The sequence below is a fragment of the Rhodopirellula sp. P2 genome (assembly GCF_028768465.1).
In the GTDB taxonomy this organism is placed as follows: domain Bacteria; phylum Planctomycetota; class Planctomycetia; order Pirellulales; family Pirellulaceae; genus Rhodopirellula.
In genome coordinates, this window is record NZ_CP118225.1 from 4,108,637 (window position 1) to 4,124,781 (window position 16,145).

Genomic DNA, 16,145 nt, shown 5'->3' on the forward strand with positions numbered 1-16,145 from the left:
AATCCAGCCATCGTGCGGCGATGCACGTCGCCACGGTCAACTCAGCGAATTTCGCAAACGGATCAGGAATTGCAAGGAAGAGAACTGTTCCATTCCTTTCCCTGGGATCGAGCGGTCAGTGATCGTCGTCCTTCGCACTTGAAGAGCAGCGTTTGTTCTGCGTGGATAGCGAAAATGGCGACTGCCCTTTGCCGCGAGGTTCGAATCCGAGAAAACCATGCCCCAATCCACGACAGAACTGCTGGGCCCCGCTGGCCCTCATTTGCTTGAGCACCATTGTGAAACGATCGACCAAAGTCGGCTGCATCTTCCTGGGCCCGATTTCTTAGAACGCGTGGTGTGCGGAACCGACCGCAACCAACGGGTCATCAACCAATTGGCGCGTCTCTTTGACCATGGCCGCCTTGGCGGGACGGGGTATGTGTCAATTCTTCCTGTTGACCAAGGCATTGAGCACTCCGCCGGGGCATCCTTTGCGCCCAACCCGGACTACTTTGATCCAGAGAACATTGTGCGACTGGCGATGGAGGGAGGCTGCAATGCGGTCGCGTCCACTCTGGGTGTCCTGGGGGCTGTGTCACGCAAATACGCCCATCGAATTCCGTTTGTCGTGAAGATCAATCACAACGAACTGCTCAGCTATCCCAATTCCTACGACCAAGTGATGTTTGGCAGTGTCGAACGGGCGTTCGACATGGGGGCCGTCGCGGTCGGAGCGACGATTTACTTTGGTTCCCAAGAATCGCGTCGTCAGCTGGTTGAGGTAGCGGAGGCGTTCGAACACGCTCACGAATTGGGAATGGCGACCGTCTTGTGGTGCTACCTTCGCAACCCAGCCTTCAAAACGGACCAGGACTACCACACGTCCGCGGATCTGACCGGGCAAGCGAATCATTTGGGCGTCACGTTGCAAGCCGATATTATCAAGCAGAAACTGCCAACCAACAACGGTGGTTTCAACGCGATCCAATTTGGCAAAACCTCCCCCTTGGTCTACGACGAATTGACCACCGATCACCCGATCGATCTGTGTCGTTACCAAGTGGCCAACTGCTACATGGGCCGTGCGGGATTGATCAACTCTGGCGGGGCGTCCTCGGGCGCTTCGGATCTCGCTGAGGCAGTGAAAACAGCGGTGATCAACAAGCGAGCCGGGGGAACCGGTTTGATCTCCGGTCGGAAAGCGTTCCAGCGTCCGATGAAGGAGGGAGTCGAACTGCTGCATCGGATTCAGGACGTCTACCTCGACAAGGCGATTTCGATCGCTTGATTGCCCTGGCACCGCAGAGCGTTGGCCCCGCAGACGATGGGACGCTGGTGGCCCTCGGTATCACGTCGCTGGATGGCCCCAGCGGTCCGCGTGCAGGTTCGGGGGCGGGAGGTGTGTGTCGCTGCTGTGAAGGTGCGCTGTCAATGCCGCGATGTAGGCGGTTCTGTCTTCATCGCTGGTGAATTCGAGCGGGCGGCGTGTTTGCAGCTCTCTCATCGATTGCATCTGATGTCGTTCCATGAATTCCGTCAGACCGTCCAGCATGAACCGGATCACATCTGGGCCTTCCCGGTAGATCGCCGACGTCACCATGGCCACGTCCGCTCCCGCCAGCAGCACCTTGATCAAGTGATCGGCATGACCAATCCCGCCGTTGGCCGCCAATGGCATCGCGGGGCAATAGCCGTGGACCTGCATCAGCGTGTCCAGCGATTCCATTTCATCGCTCTCATGGGTGAGTCGCCAGCGACTGGCCAGTTTCAGCGTGTCCAGGCAAATGTCCGTTTTGGGGGCTCGTCCGTGAAGCACCATCCCTTGGGCACCCGACAGCAATTGACGAGCGAGGTGCGGCAAGCTCGTGAAGTTTCGGCCGAGTTTGACAAACAAGGGAATGGTGATCGATGCGTCGACTTCCCGAATGGCTTCGAGAATGGTCGCTTCAATTTCCGCCGAACTGGTAAAGTCGCTGGGGCGTGAATGATGAACGTTCAGTTCGATGGCGGCCGCACCGGCCTCCTGCAATTCACCTGCAAAGTCCATCCAGCCACCGGCAGTGAACCCGTTCAGGCTGGCGATGATGGGGATGTCTTGCAGAGAACTGGCTCGGTTGACGAGTGCCAAGTAGGAATCCGCGTCGGGGCAAACCCAGTGGTGCTGGGTTCGATCGGAGCGTTCCAGAAGGCTTCTTTCTCGAGCCGTGATCTTGCGTCCCGCGTTCCAGCTCCAATCGATCACTTGTTCTTCGAACAACGACGGCAACACGATCGCGCCAGCCCCAGCCTGTTGCATGGCCAAACGCGTGTGTTCATTCATGGACATCGGGGAGGCACCGACGATCACAGGGGAAGCCAACGCGAGCCCACCAAAATGAGTGTTGAGATGAAAAGTCATTGCTTCAAATCCTTGGCGAGAGAAAAGAACGGTTCAAAGCGATTCGGCCACTTGAGCCAAGTCAGGAATCTCAACCACCAACGTTCGCTCGGCGTCCGTCAGTGGTTCACGATGGGCCAGTTGTCGGTCCAGGACATCGAGGTCAGCATCCGAGGCGTCATGCCGATGTGCCATCCGATCGGCAACGCGTTGACGCAGGGTTTGAAGATCGCTGTGGCAATCCAGGATGGCGATGGGGACGCCAGCTTGTTCGGCGAGCTCGTAAAACCGTTGGCGGTCAGCGCGTCGTAGAAAGGTGGCGTCAACGATCACGCTGTGACCGGACGCGAGAATCCGGCGAGCAAGTTGCGAAAGACGCTGGTAGGTTTGTTCATTGGCCTCGGGCGAGTACAGCGTCTCCCTGTTCGGGGTGGCAGTGTCCTGGGAAGCAGGATTGGGAGGTCCTGTGTGCGGAGGCCCCGTATCAGGTTGCCCTGGATCGGGTTGCCCTGTGCTCTCGAAGCCCAGGTTGTCAGCATTCAAACGCTGCCTCGCCGACTGCCCAAACATTCGCTTTCGTTCAACATCGCTGCGCAATCGGAACGCGTTGTGGCGTTGCACGACCGCCTCACTGAGCGTTGTCTTTCCACTGCCACTGACGCCGTGCGTGATCCACAATCGGGGTGTCTCACGCAACGTGAACCGATAGGCCAAGTCGACATGATGGCGAGCGTCCTCCGCATCCTTCCGCATCGATGCGGCCAAGGCCCGCACAAGGGCTCGGTAAACCAAGAACAACCTCAGCAATTCCAACGATTGGTAGTCGCCAGTGCATTCCAAGTAGGCGTTGAGGAAGGTGCGTGAAAGATCGAGATGATCCCGCGCTGCCAAATCCATCGCCAGAAACGCGGCGTCACTGAGAACATCAATCCATCTCAGGTGGTCGTTGAACTCAATGCCGTCGAAGGGAACCAACTGGCCTTGCCAACACACCACGTTGGCTGAGTGCAGATCACCGTGACATTCACGGATGAAGCCGGCCGCAATCCGATCGGCCAGCAAGCGTTGATGCTGTGCCTGGAACTCGGTTGTCCAGTCACGCAACACTTCGCAGGTCGCCGCGGTCGAGGCATCCGCGGTTGTCAGAACCTGTTCGATCGTCTGAGGGATGTTCGCCTGCAAGAATTCAGGCCACTGTTCAGCGATGCGATCGCGGCAAACCGCCGCGTCATGGTGGAATCCCGCGATGGTGGATGCCAGTTGGACGACTTCCTTGGTGGTCAGTTGTCCTGCTTGAACCCGTTCACTGAGCAGGGCACTGGAAGAAAAACGGTGCATCTTGACCGCATACTCGATCACATCGCCTTTCCCTTCGATGGTCGGTCGATCCCCGGAGAGAGTGATCGGCACGACTCCGATGTACAGACCTTTGGCAAAGCGACGATCTAAACGCAGCTCTTCTTCGCAGAAATGTCGCCGCAGGGCGAGCGTGCTGTAGTCAAGGAAGTCCGTCTGAATGGGCTTCTTGATCTTGTACGCAAACTCACCAGCCAAGAGCACAACCGAGAGGTGCGTCTCGTGAACGAGAACCGGGGATTCGATCGAATGCGGGTACGCCTGGGGGTGTTTCAAACCAGCGATCAAGCCATCCAGGGTTGGCTGGATGTCTGTTGTGGTGTTCATCACATTTAGATCCCCCAAAAAAGCGTTTGGCCAATCAACTATTCACGAGGTAACTCAATCAATTCGTCTCGATGCTTTCGCATGTAGGAGTGACATTCCACACAATGAACCGTCATGGCGACGTACCCCATCGTGGCCCGATGGATGTCCTTTTCCTCTGCGGCTTCGGCAATCAAATCGGTTGCACGTTGAAAGTCGCGACTTTGCTCGGCGTACTCTCGTGTTTGAATCACATTCCACCCGGACTCCGTGCTCAGCAATTTCAGCGATCGAGCGTTGGACGCGATCTTGTCAAAGTCTTCGAGCGTCAACCCTTCCAAGATTGCTTTGGACCTTTCCAGCTTCAACCGCATCAGCGGGGTGAGTTTGGTTGTCCGGCTCAATGGGACGTTGTCGGATGGCGGGTCCGCTTGCAAAGTCAACGCCACCACGGACGTCAACAACAACACAAAACCGGCAAGCATGATTGAGAAAGTGCTTTTCATGACGTTCAGCTAAATCAGAGGAAGTGGTTCATCATCTTCGATCAACGAGGTCTGCGACATTTCGACGGGCGAGAGAAATCCTTTGGGTTTGAGCGCCAGCAACGAACAGGTGATGTCGGGAATGACTGTTTCTGCGGTGTTGCCAATCAGGATTCCTGCGATGCCGGAACGACAAACGGTTCCCATCACCATCAAATCCGCTTCGACTTCGTCCGCCACGCTGCGAATCACTTCGGCGGGGGCTCCCTGTCGCAGGTGCAAGTGCACGTCAGCGGCGTCTGCGTAAGGGGCTTGCAGAAGTTCGTCGAGCGCTTGGTGGACCTTCCTTTCGTGATCCTTGCGTGCCAGGTCCACCGCGTCATCGCCCGCGTGCCGACGGATTGAATCTTCCATCCACATTTGCCAAGCGGCGACGACATGCAATTGAGCTTTGTCACGCTGGGCGATGGAATACGCTCGCTCCAGAATCTGACGGTTCAAGTCACGGTGTTGTTGGTTCGCGGCTTCCACGTCGATCGCCGCGACCACTTGGTCGAATTCCCCGTGAATGTCCGGCTTGAGCAACCACACGGGGCAAGGGCACAATCTCAGAAGCGATTTCGCGATGCTTCCGAAGAAGCGTTCGGCCGCAGTGAATCCGTCGGCCGTCTTGACGACGAGATCATGTTCTTCCTGGAGCACCCGGCGAGTGATCTCGGTGGCTGGGTCGCCGATGGCAACCGCGACGTCCAGGGTCAAGCCGGTGTCAGAGTAGTCCGCTGCGAGATCCAGCAAACGACGACGGCGATCTGCCGCCACCAGCTTTTCCAATTCCTCTGGTTTCGCCACATCGGTCATCATGCCCAGCGCCTTGGGGATCGGCTTGACGACATCCATGAGCGTCAGTTTTGCATTGTTTTCGAGCGCCAGATCTGTCGCCCGCGAAACTGCAGTCTGTGGTTGTTCGGTACCAGCGTACACGAGAATGTTGGTGAAGTTTTGCATGGGATTGGTAGCCGAGGTTTGGCAAGGCAAGGGATTGGGAGTTCACAGATCGAGAGGGCCGTGGCAATTCATTGAGACACAATCAGGTTGCCGTGGAATGTTGAAGGACTGCATCTATGGGAGCACCCGGCAGCGATCGATTGCGTGCGATCCAGACACTTGAGGGAGCATGTCGAAGCACAAATCGCGTGGTGCTGCCCAACAGAACTCGTCCCAGGTCGCTTCGGGGCGTTTCCCCCACCACCACCAGATCGACTTGATTGGTTTCGATGTAGTCGACCAAGCCATCACCAATGTGGTCGCAGTGAATCAGATGTCCTTGAGTGGTGGAGGCGACGTCATTCAGACGTTCCACCACACTCTCAATGACTTCGGTTGCGGGAGCATCGTTGGGTTGTTCGTTGTCATCCATGTTGTCTGTCACCGACAACACACGCACTTCGCTGTTGCTGGCCCAGCCAAACTCGGCGAATTCTTCCACGGCATTCTCGGAAGGCTGGCTCGATTCGCAGCCAATCGCGACCCGCAGGCGATGACGTCCGCTGAACTGTGAATTGGGCCGCACCACCAGAACACTGCAGGGGACGTGGGTTGCCACGTAATCACTGACGCTGCCCTGCAGGAGGCGAGCAACGGTTGAGTAGCCCTGCGATCCAATCACCACCAAATCGGGTTGAGTTTCCTTGACAACCGCGACAATGGTTTCGCCCGGCTGGCCTTGGCGGATGACCTGACGCCAATCGATGTCGGCATCCTGAAAGTACTCCTGGACTTTGCTGAACGACTGCTTGGCCTGATCGTGCTTTCTCGCGATCCAACTTTCGCTCCATCCATCCGCCAGAAATGTTCTTCGCGAAGGGGTCTCCGTGATCGCCGTGACGACGGTCAATTCCATCGATTCCGCGTGTGGCAAGCGAGCCAGGAAACGAGCGGCGTCGAGCGAAGCGTCGGAACCGTCAATGGTCAGCAAAATCTTTTTCATCGAACTCTCTTAGGGGTTGCTGGGAGAGCTGACGCACGCGGGGTGCCAAAGAGAACTTTCCGCAAAATCGCTCTGCTTTCCCAAGGCAACGCGTGCGTGGGTGCACATCTGAGCGGGGTGGATCGGCTGGAGAGCGATGTGGGCCGCCTTTTTTCGCGGTATTGCACATGGTCCCGGCTTTGCTAACTCAACTGATACCGTCCAGTTCCACACCACAGGATTTCGATTGACATGTCGAACTTGAAAGCCGACCCCACCAAGCAACGGGCCATCGAATTGAAGCACTACTTTTCGAACCTGGAACAAGCGATTGTTCGCAAACTGCACGACGAAGCCGGTAGTGATTTCGGTCGTCAAGAATTGATTCGTAGCACCGGGATCCATGATCCCCAGCTCATCGAAGAATTAGGAAAGTTGGGTGTGACGGCCGACGGCTTGATGGCACTTCGATTGTTCCCGCTGGTGCTGGTCGCGTGGGCAGAAAAAAACGTCGATCAAAAGGAACGCGAAGCAGTCATCGAGGAAGCACAACGAATTGGAATCCAGGAAGATTCCACTGCCGGAATTCTGCTCGATGAGTGGCTGCAGGTGCGTCCGCCCGGATTGTGCGTGGACGCGTGGAAGCGATACATGCACGAACGATTCCGAGGCATGTCGAGTGTCGCTCAGCAGCGGTTGATTCTGTTGACGGAAAAACAAATGACCAGCGTCGCGAAGGCTTCGGGCGGGCACTTGGGGTTTGGAAAGGTCTCGGCCAAAGAAAAGGCCATCATTCATCAAGTGATCACGGCGATGCGGCAACAGACGCAAACGAATTGAGGATTCGGCGCGATTCGTTCCGTGTCACTTCCCATTGGCATGCTGGTCAAACGTCAGCCGTGAATGCCTGTTCGGCCTGCGTCCTCTTCCCACTGGGTCGGTAGTTCGGGGTAACGAGTCTGACCGGCTTTGGGTTGGTGGTAGGCGTTGTGTTGTCGGTAGTAGGCAACGCAGTCCTGTTCCCGCCCGAGGACAATTCGAAATCCGCTCAGTTCACCAAACCGAGCCGTGATGATCGTCCACCGTCCATGGGCGTTCGCATCGTCTCGAAACACAATGACCCAGTCCTGCGTTGCGTGTTGCTGCTGTGCTCGAGCGGTGTTGGAAAACATCGCCGTGTAGTGACGCCCTGCTTGCTCGGTGTGCCACACAGGAATCGCGGAACTGGAGCTTTGGCCTGCCAGATGGATTTGAGTCAGGGTGCCCTCTGCGACCCGTTTGCGATACTCGCCGTCAATGTGGAGGAGTTCGTCGACCGTGACATGACTCTCAGAACGCGGAACGGAGTCGGGTTGCTGCGCGACGCCGCGATGGGTCAGGCTGGCCAGAATCGCTTCTCTCCGTTTGCGGCCGATTCCTGGGACGTGTTCCAGTCGGCCGTCCTTGGCAGCAAGCAGCAATTCCGAAAGGGTTTCGATGTGCAAATGGTCGTAAATGCGATGAGACAATTCTGGCCCGAGCCCTGGAAGCGTCGCAAAAAAGTGCTCGGCATTGGAGTGACCACGCAAGCGATCCAGAAGCGGAATCCGGCCGACTTGAATCGCTGATTCGAGCAGGCCCGCAATGGAATGACCGATGGTGGGAAGGTTGACCAGGCCCATGATTCCATCGCGTTCCAAGATTTCTCGGACCGGGCAATGCAGGCCGGCGATGGTTTCGGCCGCGGCGTGGTAGGCGCGGACACGAAACTCATTGGCGTGCTGCTCTTGAAGCAAATCGCCGATTTCCGAGAGTTGTTTCGCGAACGTCTTGTTTTCGCGAATTCCCTCGATCTGCTCCGCCGCTTGCAACGGGGCGTTGGAATCAATGACAACCATGGCACTGGCTCACTAGTTGGGGTGACCGTAGGAATCGCCTGATTGTTGCGAAACCACGGGGGTGGGATCGAAGTAGGTGTCGCTTCGAGTCAACGGATCGACGTACTCCAGACGCACGGATTTCTCGTCACCCACATGGTCTGTCGGGCAAGCGTCGCGGAATGCTTGCAGCGTTCGATACTGGTTTTCTTCCAGGTGCCGCACGATCCCATCCACAATGTCTCGAATCACATCCGGTCCTTCGCGATAGACAGCCGAGGTGATCATGACCACATCCGCGCCAGCGATCATGGATTTGAGCGAGTCTTCCGCGTTCGAGATCCCGCCACTGGCAGCGATCGAAATCGTTGGGTCACCGGCGCGAGCACGCACGATGCCCTCGAGAATGCCACCCAGTGTGTTGATTGGCGACAATTCCCAGTGGATCGTCCAGTGCATGCGGTCTGTGCTGACATCCCACTGTGGCAAGTGAGTGAACAAGACCAGCCCGGACACGCCGACGTTTTGCAGTTGAAAGGTCATCGACGAAAGGTTGGTGTACCGCTGACTGATTTTGGCAGCCACTGGAATGGAAACCAGTTCGCGAACCTGTCGCACCAACTCACACATTCGTGTCTCGACATCGTTGGACGTTTCCAACGGATCGAACACGGCTTGCTGCAAGTTGAACTCCAGTGCATCCGCCCCGGCAGATTCAATGTCTTTTGCGTATTGCAGCCATTGTCCCGGTGAAGACCCGTTCAAACTGCCAATGACTGGCACGTTGCAGATCTCCTTCAGACGCTCGATGGTCTGCAGGTAGACTTCCGTCCCACCGTTGTACCGGTCTTGCTGAGGTTGGTAGCCACTGCGTTGGATCGCATTTGCCGGGTCGGTGGACTTCATCTGTTGATGAACGACCTGCTCTTGAAGCATCGAAGGCAAAACAATTGCACCGGCACCCGCGCCGACGAGTTGCCGCACCGTTTCCGGTTGTGTGTTCAAAGGACAGGCACCGACCACAACGGGTGAGACCAATTCCAGCCCGAGGTATTTGGTCGTCAGTTCACAGGTCATGGCTTGGGCACCCCGCAGGAAAGAGAAGATTCAAGGACAAGGAAGCTCAACGCAAACGTTGTTCCATCTCGAATCTTCTCCTCTCTGCTCCCTCGGGCGCGCTAGTGTGACGCTACGGAGCAGACCACCGAGCAAGTTTGGAGCAGAGTGGTGTGCGGAAAGGCTGTTTTGGGAACGGCACAGTCATTGCCTTGGAACCCAACCACAGCGGCCGGCAATCGACTTCGCCACGCCGCGTCTCACATTTTCAAAGGATGAATTCCATGCCTGCCTCTGCCCGCCGATTGATCTCCAACATGATTGGTGACCTCAAAGAAGAACGAGACGAGCTGGCTCTGCAGATTCACCTTGGCAAGGAAGAAGCCAAGAGCGAGCTGGCACGACTCGACAAGAAACTCGAAGAATTGAACCAGCAATACCAGCCACTCAAGAACGCGGTGGATGAAACCAGTGACGATGTTTGGGCTGCGTTTCAGCTCGTTGGAGAAGAAATCAAAAACGGATTTTACCGGATCCGAAAGTCCTTTTGATTTTCAAGGTCGCCCCAGCTTCGCGATTTCGTTGAGCGGACTCGGGTGGACTGTTCGGCACCTGAGAAAAGCCGCTGTCGTCGACAAGCTCTTTCAAAGAACCACGTGCGCAGGTGTCATCGGGTTTGATCAGCCGCTGAGCGCTAGCTCACGGTTCACGAGTACCGGGCGCCAACACGCTCCGGCTGAGCCGGTTCGCCGTATGACTTCTTCCTAAGCTCAAAAGACAGGTTCGCCAGCGAATTCGTCGCCGTCGGTGTCGGTGTTGCTTGATGGGGCACCATTGAATCGGTCCAGCAAACGATAGAGCTTTCGACGGTGGATTCCCAGTTTGCGAGCCGCCCCGGCTTTGTTTCCGTTTTGGTCTTCCAAGACTTTCAAGACATGGACTCTTGCGATCTCGTCCAGTTGGTAGCGGGAGTCGCCCAGCATCTCACTGGGGTGCGGTGAAGCCGTTGATTCCTGACCTGCGTCCACGTTCGGCGTTGCTGCCGTTGGGGACCTCACCAGTGGTTTGGCGGACGGATGACCGAAGTCAACCACTTCGGACGGGAGGTCGTCCAAGGTGATGTCGAATTCGTCGGCCAAGATCGTCGCTCGATCGATCACATTGATCAGCTGTCGAATGTTGCCCGGCCAAGGGTAGCGGTTCATGGCATCCCGCGCCGCATCGTCCATGTGGTAGGACCGTGGCAGGAAATGGTCGATCAATCGATCAATGTCACCTTCTCGGTCACGCAGCGGAGGGAGCGTTATCGACAGGACGTTGATCCGGTAGAACAAATCTTCCCGGAAGTTGCCGCGATTGACTTCGGTTTGCAGGTCCCGATTGGTCGCGGCAATGATGCGGACCTTGACGTTGCGTTGGCGGTGGCAACCCACGCGACGCAGTGACCCGTCTTCGAGCACTCGCAGCAACTTGGGCTGCAAAGAAAGTGGCAGTTCCCCAATTTCATCGATGAACAGGGTTCCACCGTCCGCGATTTCAAACAGCCCTGGCTTCTCGGCCGTTGCCCCCGTGAAGGCTCCCTTTTGATGGCCGAACAGTTCGCTCTCCACCAGATTCTCTGGCAGCGCGGCACAGTTGACGGTGACAAACGGCTTGTCAGCGACGTGACTGGATTGCTGGATTGCCTTGGCGACGACTTCTTTGCCCGTGCCGCTTTCGCCTTGAATCAAAACGGGCTTTGTCGTGCGTGCGACCTTTTCAATCAGTCTCGAAACCTCTTGCAACGATTTCGATTGCCCAATCAGTTTGGCGGCCGGTTGCGAACGCGAGATGACGGCTTTGAGCTGCTTGTTTTCCTTCTTCAGTTGGTGGCGTTCACGGGCTCGAAAGCAATGGTGTTCCAAATCACCCAGTGCACATGGTTTGCTCAGAAAGTCGCAGGCTCCCATCTTCATCGCCGACACCGCCGTTTCCACGGTGCCCTGCCCGGTCAGCATGATGACCTCGATGTCGATGTTTTCCTGATGAATTCGTTGCAGCAGTTCCAACCCGGACATGCCAGGCATGTTCATGTCGAAAACACCCACATCAAATGATTCGCGTTCGAGCAGCCCGAGGGCTTCGGCAGCGTTGGATACATCGGTCACGGTGTGTCCCTTTCGCGTCATCCATTTTGCCGACGATCGACGAGAGTCCTCTTCGTCGTCGACCAGCAGCAGCTTGATGGGCGATTCCGTCATCGTGATTCCTTGTGCAAAGTGGATGGAGGGGGCAAGAACGTTGAACCGGTGTTTGAATCCGGCCAGCTGAACTCAGCCAGTGTCAATCGTGAGCCTCAGGCACGCCGGATCGGATCAACCGGACCGGCAGGCGTTCTTCCTGCTATCGTCATCCGCTTGGAGAGAACGATCAAGAGTGGGGCCGGCCGGAAGTGCTTCTGCCGACAGATCTTAGCGACGTAGCATAGCATCGAGTGGTCCGGAGAGTCGGCCTTCTTCCCGCGGCAGCTGGGGGCGGGGCCGTGATCGAGTCGCTGTTGGAGGCAATCGCTCGCGGCAACTGTGCCGGGGGGAACAGCAGCGTGCGGATGGGGGCACCACGCGACAGGTGTGGGCTCCATCGCGGGGATCTTGGCGACGGAATGAAACGTGCATCGCCGGGAGTTGTGTTTCAAATCATTTCCTTCTCAGAGACAGCATCATGCCAGAAGCACTGGAAGACACACTGCGGCAACTTCATGACCAATTGGCCGAACTTGACACGTTGAGTTCTTCGGAACGACAGCAGCTCACGAACGCGGTCGAGGAGATTCAAGACAGCTTGGAGCGGTTCGACATTCAATCAGCCGAATTGGCCAAGCGGTTTCATCGATCGACCCAAGACGTCACTTGCAAACACCCGCAGTTGACTCAAACAGCCGGTCAATTTGCCGACATGCTTTCGCAAATGGGAATCTGATTGGGGCTCATCCTTCTGCGGTCTTTTCGAGCGGCATTTCGACGTTGAGTTTCAGGGGCGGAAGTGGCGATTCGGATGAGTTCGGGTGAAGTGCACGGATTGCCCGAGTCGCATCGGGTTCAGGGTACCTGGGACGCTGGAGTCCAGCCGTGAATCGCCGTGTCGACCGATGAGAAGCCGTTGTAAAACGACTTCCGGACTGCAGAGGGTGGTCGGAGGGGGACCTCTGCGGTGACACGGGGGACGGTTTGTGCTGCTTGGCTAAGCCGAAATCACTGTGAAATCACTGCGGAAGGGTGCGCAAGGTTCGTTAACGGTCCTTTGGGGCATCCATCGCGGTGCGGGAGGTACCAGGGGAAAAGCTCGTCCTGTATCCTGTTGATGACAGCTTGCGACAAATTGGACGCAATCAAATTGTTTTCATGCCGGATTCTGGGATATGGACGACGAGTTGACGATCTTGCTCGTTGAAGACGATCCGGATTCTTTAGCGAACATGATCGACATCCTGGAGATGGATGGGCATGAAATTCGAGTCGCCGGCAGCTTCGCCGAGGTCCTGAATGCTGGCGTCGATCCCGCGATTGAACTGGCGATCTTGGACCGTCGATTGCCCGATGGGCAAGTCGAAGACCATCTGGCTGGTTTGACGGAGCGATTGCCCAACGCTGAGTTCATCATCGTGACCGGGTTTGCGAACATGGAAGGCACGATCGCGTCTTTCAAGCAAGGTGTGACGGACTACCTCCTCAAACCCGTGCATCCGGATGTTATCCGGCAAAGCGTTGCCAGGATCGCGAAACACAAACGGGTCGAAGCGGAATTGCAGCGTGAGCAGCGATTCGCGAATCAAATCTTGGAGACAACCGAGGCGTTGATCGTTGTCCTCGATCTGGACGGACGTGTCGTCCACGTCAACAAGCATTTCTCAGTCGTGACCGGTTGGGAACTCGAGCAGTTGGTCAATCAGGACTATCTCCTGCACTGCATTCCGGCGGCGGATCGGAAACGGGCCAGCGAAGTTTTTCGTGAGTCGGTCTGCGGCAGGCAGGTGTCCGGTTTCCGCAGCGGTGTTTTGACCAAAGGCGGTCGCGTGCGGCAGATTCGTTGGTCGGACACGGCGTTGAAGGACGCCAACGGTGAGATCGAATCCGTGCTGGCGATTGGGATCGATGTGACGGAAATGGTCGAAGCTCAGGAGGCATCCGCGAGAGATCACCGGCTCGCCGCGATTGGGCAGACCGTGGCCGGGTTGGCACACGAAAGCCGAAACGCGCTGCACAGGATCAACGCCAGCGTCGAACTTTTGCGTCTCGATGTGCCTCTTCAGACGGACATGCGTGAGGAGATCGAGACCATCGCCCGAGCATCCAATGAACTGGGGACGACGCTGGAAGAGGTTCGTGAGTTTGCGGCCCCGATTCGTCTGCACCTTGAAACGGCCTTGCTGCCCGAAATTTGGCGACGGGTGTGGAGCTACCTGGCGAAATCGCGGGTCAGTCGCGACGTCGAATTGAGCGAGACGCTGTGCGATTGCGGATGCCCCGTCGTCGTGGATGTGCTGCGGATGGAACAAGTTTTTCGCAATCTATTTGAGAACTCGCTGGCGGCTTGTCAGGATCCCGTTCGCATTCGCCTGCAATGCCGGTGCGATGGCGGCGGCAATGTGTTCCTGGATTTCGAGGACAATGGCCCCGGACTCTCGCCCGAGCAACAACAAATGGTTTTTGAACCGTTCTTCACCACCAAAGTCAAAGGAACCGGACTGGGCATGTCGATCGTTCAGCGCATCGTCCATGCCCATGGTGGGATGATCCGAATCGCCCAGCCGACGCAGTGCGGGGCACGGTTCCTCATCCGTCTCGGAAAGCACGAATTGACACTGGAAGATGACTGCACCGGATCACGGGAATCAAGCAATGCATGATGTCGAACAACTGGCCGTCCTGGCCTCGGTGTTACGAACAGCGGTCGATGCGATCATCATCATTGACCAGCGGGGCAGGATCGAGTCCGTCAATCTTGCGACGGAGCGGATGTTCGGATTTCGTTCGGGGGAAATGCTCGGTCAGAATGTGAAGATGTTGATGCCATCGCCCTATCATGAACAGCACGATGGCTACCTCGGTCGTTATCAGGAAACTGGCGAACGACACATCATCGGCATCGGCCGTGAAGTGACCGGTCAGCGAAAAGACGGCAGTCTGTTCCCGTTGCATCTGGCGGTGAGCGAAGTGGAAGCCAAAGAGCGAAAACTCTTCTGTGGGATTTTGCGTGACATCAGCGATTTGAAAGCGGTGGAAGCGGAACTGAAGCAACTCAACGCGACACTCGATCAACGCGTCCAAGACCAAGCCGCCGAGCTACAGAAGGCTCAATCCGAGTTGGTCGAAAAGGAGAAGTTTGCCACGCTCGGCCGGATTTCAGGGGGGATCGCTCACGAGATTCGCAACCCACTCAACGCGATCAAAACGTCCGCTTACTATTTGCTCAACGCGAAAACGCCGTCACCAGCGAAGACCGAGGAGCATCTGAATCGAATCGATCGGCAAGTCTCGAGCATCAACAACGCGGTCACGGCGTTGTCGGACCTGGCTCGTTTGCCCGATCCACAATCGAGACCGCTGGATGTCGCCGAAATGCTGGTGGCAATCCTGCGGGATTGCAAATTGCCGCGAAACATCATTGTCACGCAAGACGTTCCGGCGGACTTGCCGAACGTGTGGGCGGATGAAAAACAGTTGCCCATCGTGTTCAAGAATCTGATTCGCAACGCTCGGGACGCGATGAACGAGGGCGGCGCACTCAAGTTGTCGGCCCGCCTCTTGGAATCACAAGTGGTCGTCACTGTGCAAGACGATGGCCTGGGAATGTCGCCGGAGGTGGTGCATCGAATCGCAGAACCGTTCTTTTCGACCAAGGCTCGCGGGATGGGCCTGGGCATGGCCATCACCACCGCCATCCTCGAAAAGAACCGTTGCACGATGGAATTGGAATCGGAACCCAACCAGGGAACCACGTTTCAAATCTCCATCCCGATCGCGGAGCAGAACCAGTGACAGCGAAACGAGTGTTGATCGTGGACGATGACGAGGACATCTGCGCGAACATCAAGGACATTCTCGACGATCTGGGGTACCAGACCGACGTCGCGCACGATGGACCCTCGGCGTTGCAGTTGGTTGAGTCCAATCCCTACGACGTGGCCTTGCTGGATTACTCGATGCCTGGCATGGACGGAGCCACACTGCATCACCAGATGGTTCAGCTTCGCCCGGAAATTGCCGCGATCATGGTGACCGCTTACGCTCACGGCGATGGTGCTCAGCGAGCCCGTGACAGCGGGATTCAACAGGTGCTTCGCAAGCCCGTTGATCTGAAGGAATTGCTTCCGTTGGTCGAGCAAATCTCGAATTCACCGATTGTGCTGGTCGTTGACGATGACCCCGAGTTTTGTCAAACGATGTGGCACATTTTGCGTGAGCGATCGTACCGAGTTTGTTTAGCGCACAACAAAGAAGATGGCGTCCAGAAAGCGATGGGAGCTGACTACCAGATCGCGGTGGTCGACCTCAGCCTGTGCAACGGACAGACCGATGGTTGTGAGGTCCTGCAGCGAGTCCTGGAGGTCAATCCGAACATTCAAACGATCCTGATCACGGGGCACCGCGATGCAGCCGACGGTATCCTCGACGGCTTGAAGGCTCGCGGGTTGGACGAGGTCTGTTTCAAGCCCTTGGACATGGATGTCTTGATGAGCAAGATCGACAACCGCAGCTCATAAAAGCTCATTCTTCGGTTTT

Annotated in this window: 15 protein-coding genes; 7 read left to right on the plus strand and 8 right to left on the minus strand. The window is 56.7% G+C overall.

Annotated features, from left to right (window positions below):
* Positions 1–217 precede the first annotated feature (217 nt).
* Positions 218–1,270, plus strand: a complete 1,053-nt coding sequence (locus PSR62_RS14475; RefSeq protein ID WP_274403706.1) for a class I fructose-bisphosphate aldolase — start codon at positions 218–220, stop codon at positions 1,268–1,270.
* A 60-nt stretch (positions 1,271–1,330) separates the two neighbouring features.
* On the opposite strand, the gene PSR62_RS14480 is transcribed toward PSR62_RS14475, so the two are convergent.
* From PSR62_RS14480 to PSR62_RS14500, 5 genes are all read right to left on the minus strand, one after another.
* Entirely contained in the window at positions 1,331–2,380 is a 1,050-nt protein-coding gene (locus PSR62_RS14480; protein ID WP_274403707.1) for a dihydroorotate dehydrogenase-like protein, read from the minus strand.
* 33 nt (positions 2,381–2,413) lie between these two features.
* Entirely contained in the window at positions 2,414–4,042 is a 1,629-nt protein-coding gene (locus tag PSR62_RS14485) for a bifunctional aminoglycoside phosphotransferase/ATP-binding protein (protein WP_274403708.1), read from the minus strand.
* A 38-nt stretch (positions 4,043–4,080) separates the two neighbouring features.
* Positions 4,081–4,506: a hypothetical protein gene (locus PSR62_RS14490; protein WP_443217429.1), complete on the minus strand. Its 426-nt coding sequence runs from the start codon at positions 4,504–4,506 to the stop codon at positions 4,081–4,083.
* A gap of 30 nt (positions 4,507–4,536) precedes the next feature.
* On the minus strand, positions 4,537–5,511 hold the full coding sequence (locus tag PSR62_RS14495; RefSeq protein WP_274403710.1) for a universal stress protein: 975 nt from the start codon (positions 5,509–5,511) through the stop codon (positions 4,537–4,539).
* A gap of 82 nt (positions 5,512–5,593) precedes the next feature.
* Positions 5,594–6,493 (minus strand): universal stress protein, encoded by a 900-nt coding sequence (locus tag PSR62_RS14500; protein WP_274403711.1) that lies wholly within the window; start codon positions 6,491–6,493, stop codon positions 5,594–5,596.
* A 231-nt stretch (positions 6,494–6,724) separates the two neighbouring features.
* Between PSR62_RS14500 and PSR62_RS14505 the strand changes: the two genes are divergently transcribed.
* Positions 6,725–7,312, plus strand: a complete 588-nt coding sequence (locus PSR62_RS14505; protein WP_274403712.1) for a hypothetical protein — start codon at positions 6,725–6,727, stop codon at positions 7,310–7,312.
* A 53-nt stretch (positions 7,313–7,365) separates the two neighbouring features.
* On the opposite strand, the gene PSR62_RS14510 is transcribed toward PSR62_RS14505, so the two are convergent.
* Together PSR62_RS14510 and PSR62_RS14515 are read right to left on the minus strand one after the other, a co-directional pair.
* Entirely contained in the window at positions 7,366–8,349 is a 984-nt protein-coding gene (locus PSR62_RS14510; RefSeq protein WP_274403713.1) for a helix-hairpin-helix domain-containing protein, read from the minus strand.
* Positions 8,350–8,361: 12 nt separating this feature from the next.
* Positions 8,362–9,405, minus strand: coding sequence for a dihydroorotate dehydrogenase-like protein (locus PSR62_RS14515; protein WP_274403714.1), 1,044 nt, complete (start codon positions 9,403–9,405; stop codon positions 8,362–8,364).
* Positions 9,406–9,668: 263 nt separating this feature from the next.
* Between PSR62_RS14515 and PSR62_RS14520 the strand changes: the two genes are divergently transcribed.
* Positions 9,669–9,935, plus strand: a complete 267-nt coding sequence (locus PSR62_RS14520; protein ID WP_274403715.1) for a hypothetical protein — start codon at positions 9,669–9,671, stop codon at positions 9,933–9,935.
* 219 nt (positions 9,936–10,154) lie between these two features.
* On the opposite strand, the gene PSR62_RS14525 is transcribed toward PSR62_RS14520, so the two are convergent.
* Positions 10,155–11,624, minus strand: a complete 1,470-nt coding sequence (locus tag PSR62_RS14525) for a sigma-54-dependent transcriptional regulator (protein ID WP_274403716.1) — start codon at positions 11,622–11,624, stop codon at positions 10,155–10,157.
* A 460-nt stretch (positions 11,625–12,084) separates the two neighbouring features.
* Between PSR62_RS14525 and PSR62_RS14530 the strand changes: the two genes are divergently transcribed.
* The 4 genes from PSR62_RS14530 (at position 12,085) to PSR62_RS14545 (ending at position 16,126) form a co-directional block, all read left to right on the plus strand.
* A complete protein-coding gene (locus PSR62_RS14530) occupies positions 12,085–12,342 on the plus strand; it encodes a DUF4404 family protein (protein ID WP_274403717.1) in 258 nt (85 codons plus the stop codon).
* 439 nt (positions 12,343–12,781) lie between these two features.
* Positions 12,782–14,269 carry an ATP-binding protein gene (locus PSR62_RS14535; protein ID WP_274403718.1) on the plus strand — a complete coding sequence of 496 codons (1,488 nt, stop codon included), beginning with the start codon at positions 12,782–12,784 and terminating at the stop codon, positions 14,267–14,269.
* Complete coding sequence (locus tag PSR62_RS14540; RefSeq protein WP_338020199.1) at positions 14,262–15,401, plus strand: two-component system sensor histidine kinase NtrB; 1,140 nt, start codon at positions 14,262–14,264, stop codon at positions 15,399–15,401. Before PSR62_RS14535 ends, PSR62_RS14540 begins: the two co-directional genes overlap by 8 nt.
* A complete protein-coding gene (locus tag PSR62_RS14545) occupies positions 15,398–16,126 on the plus strand; it encodes a response regulator (RefSeq protein ID WP_274403720.1) in 729 nt (242 codons plus the stop codon). Before PSR62_RS14540 ends, PSR62_RS14545 begins: the two co-directional genes overlap by 4 nt.
* Positions 16,127–16,145: the final 19 nt, after the last annotated feature.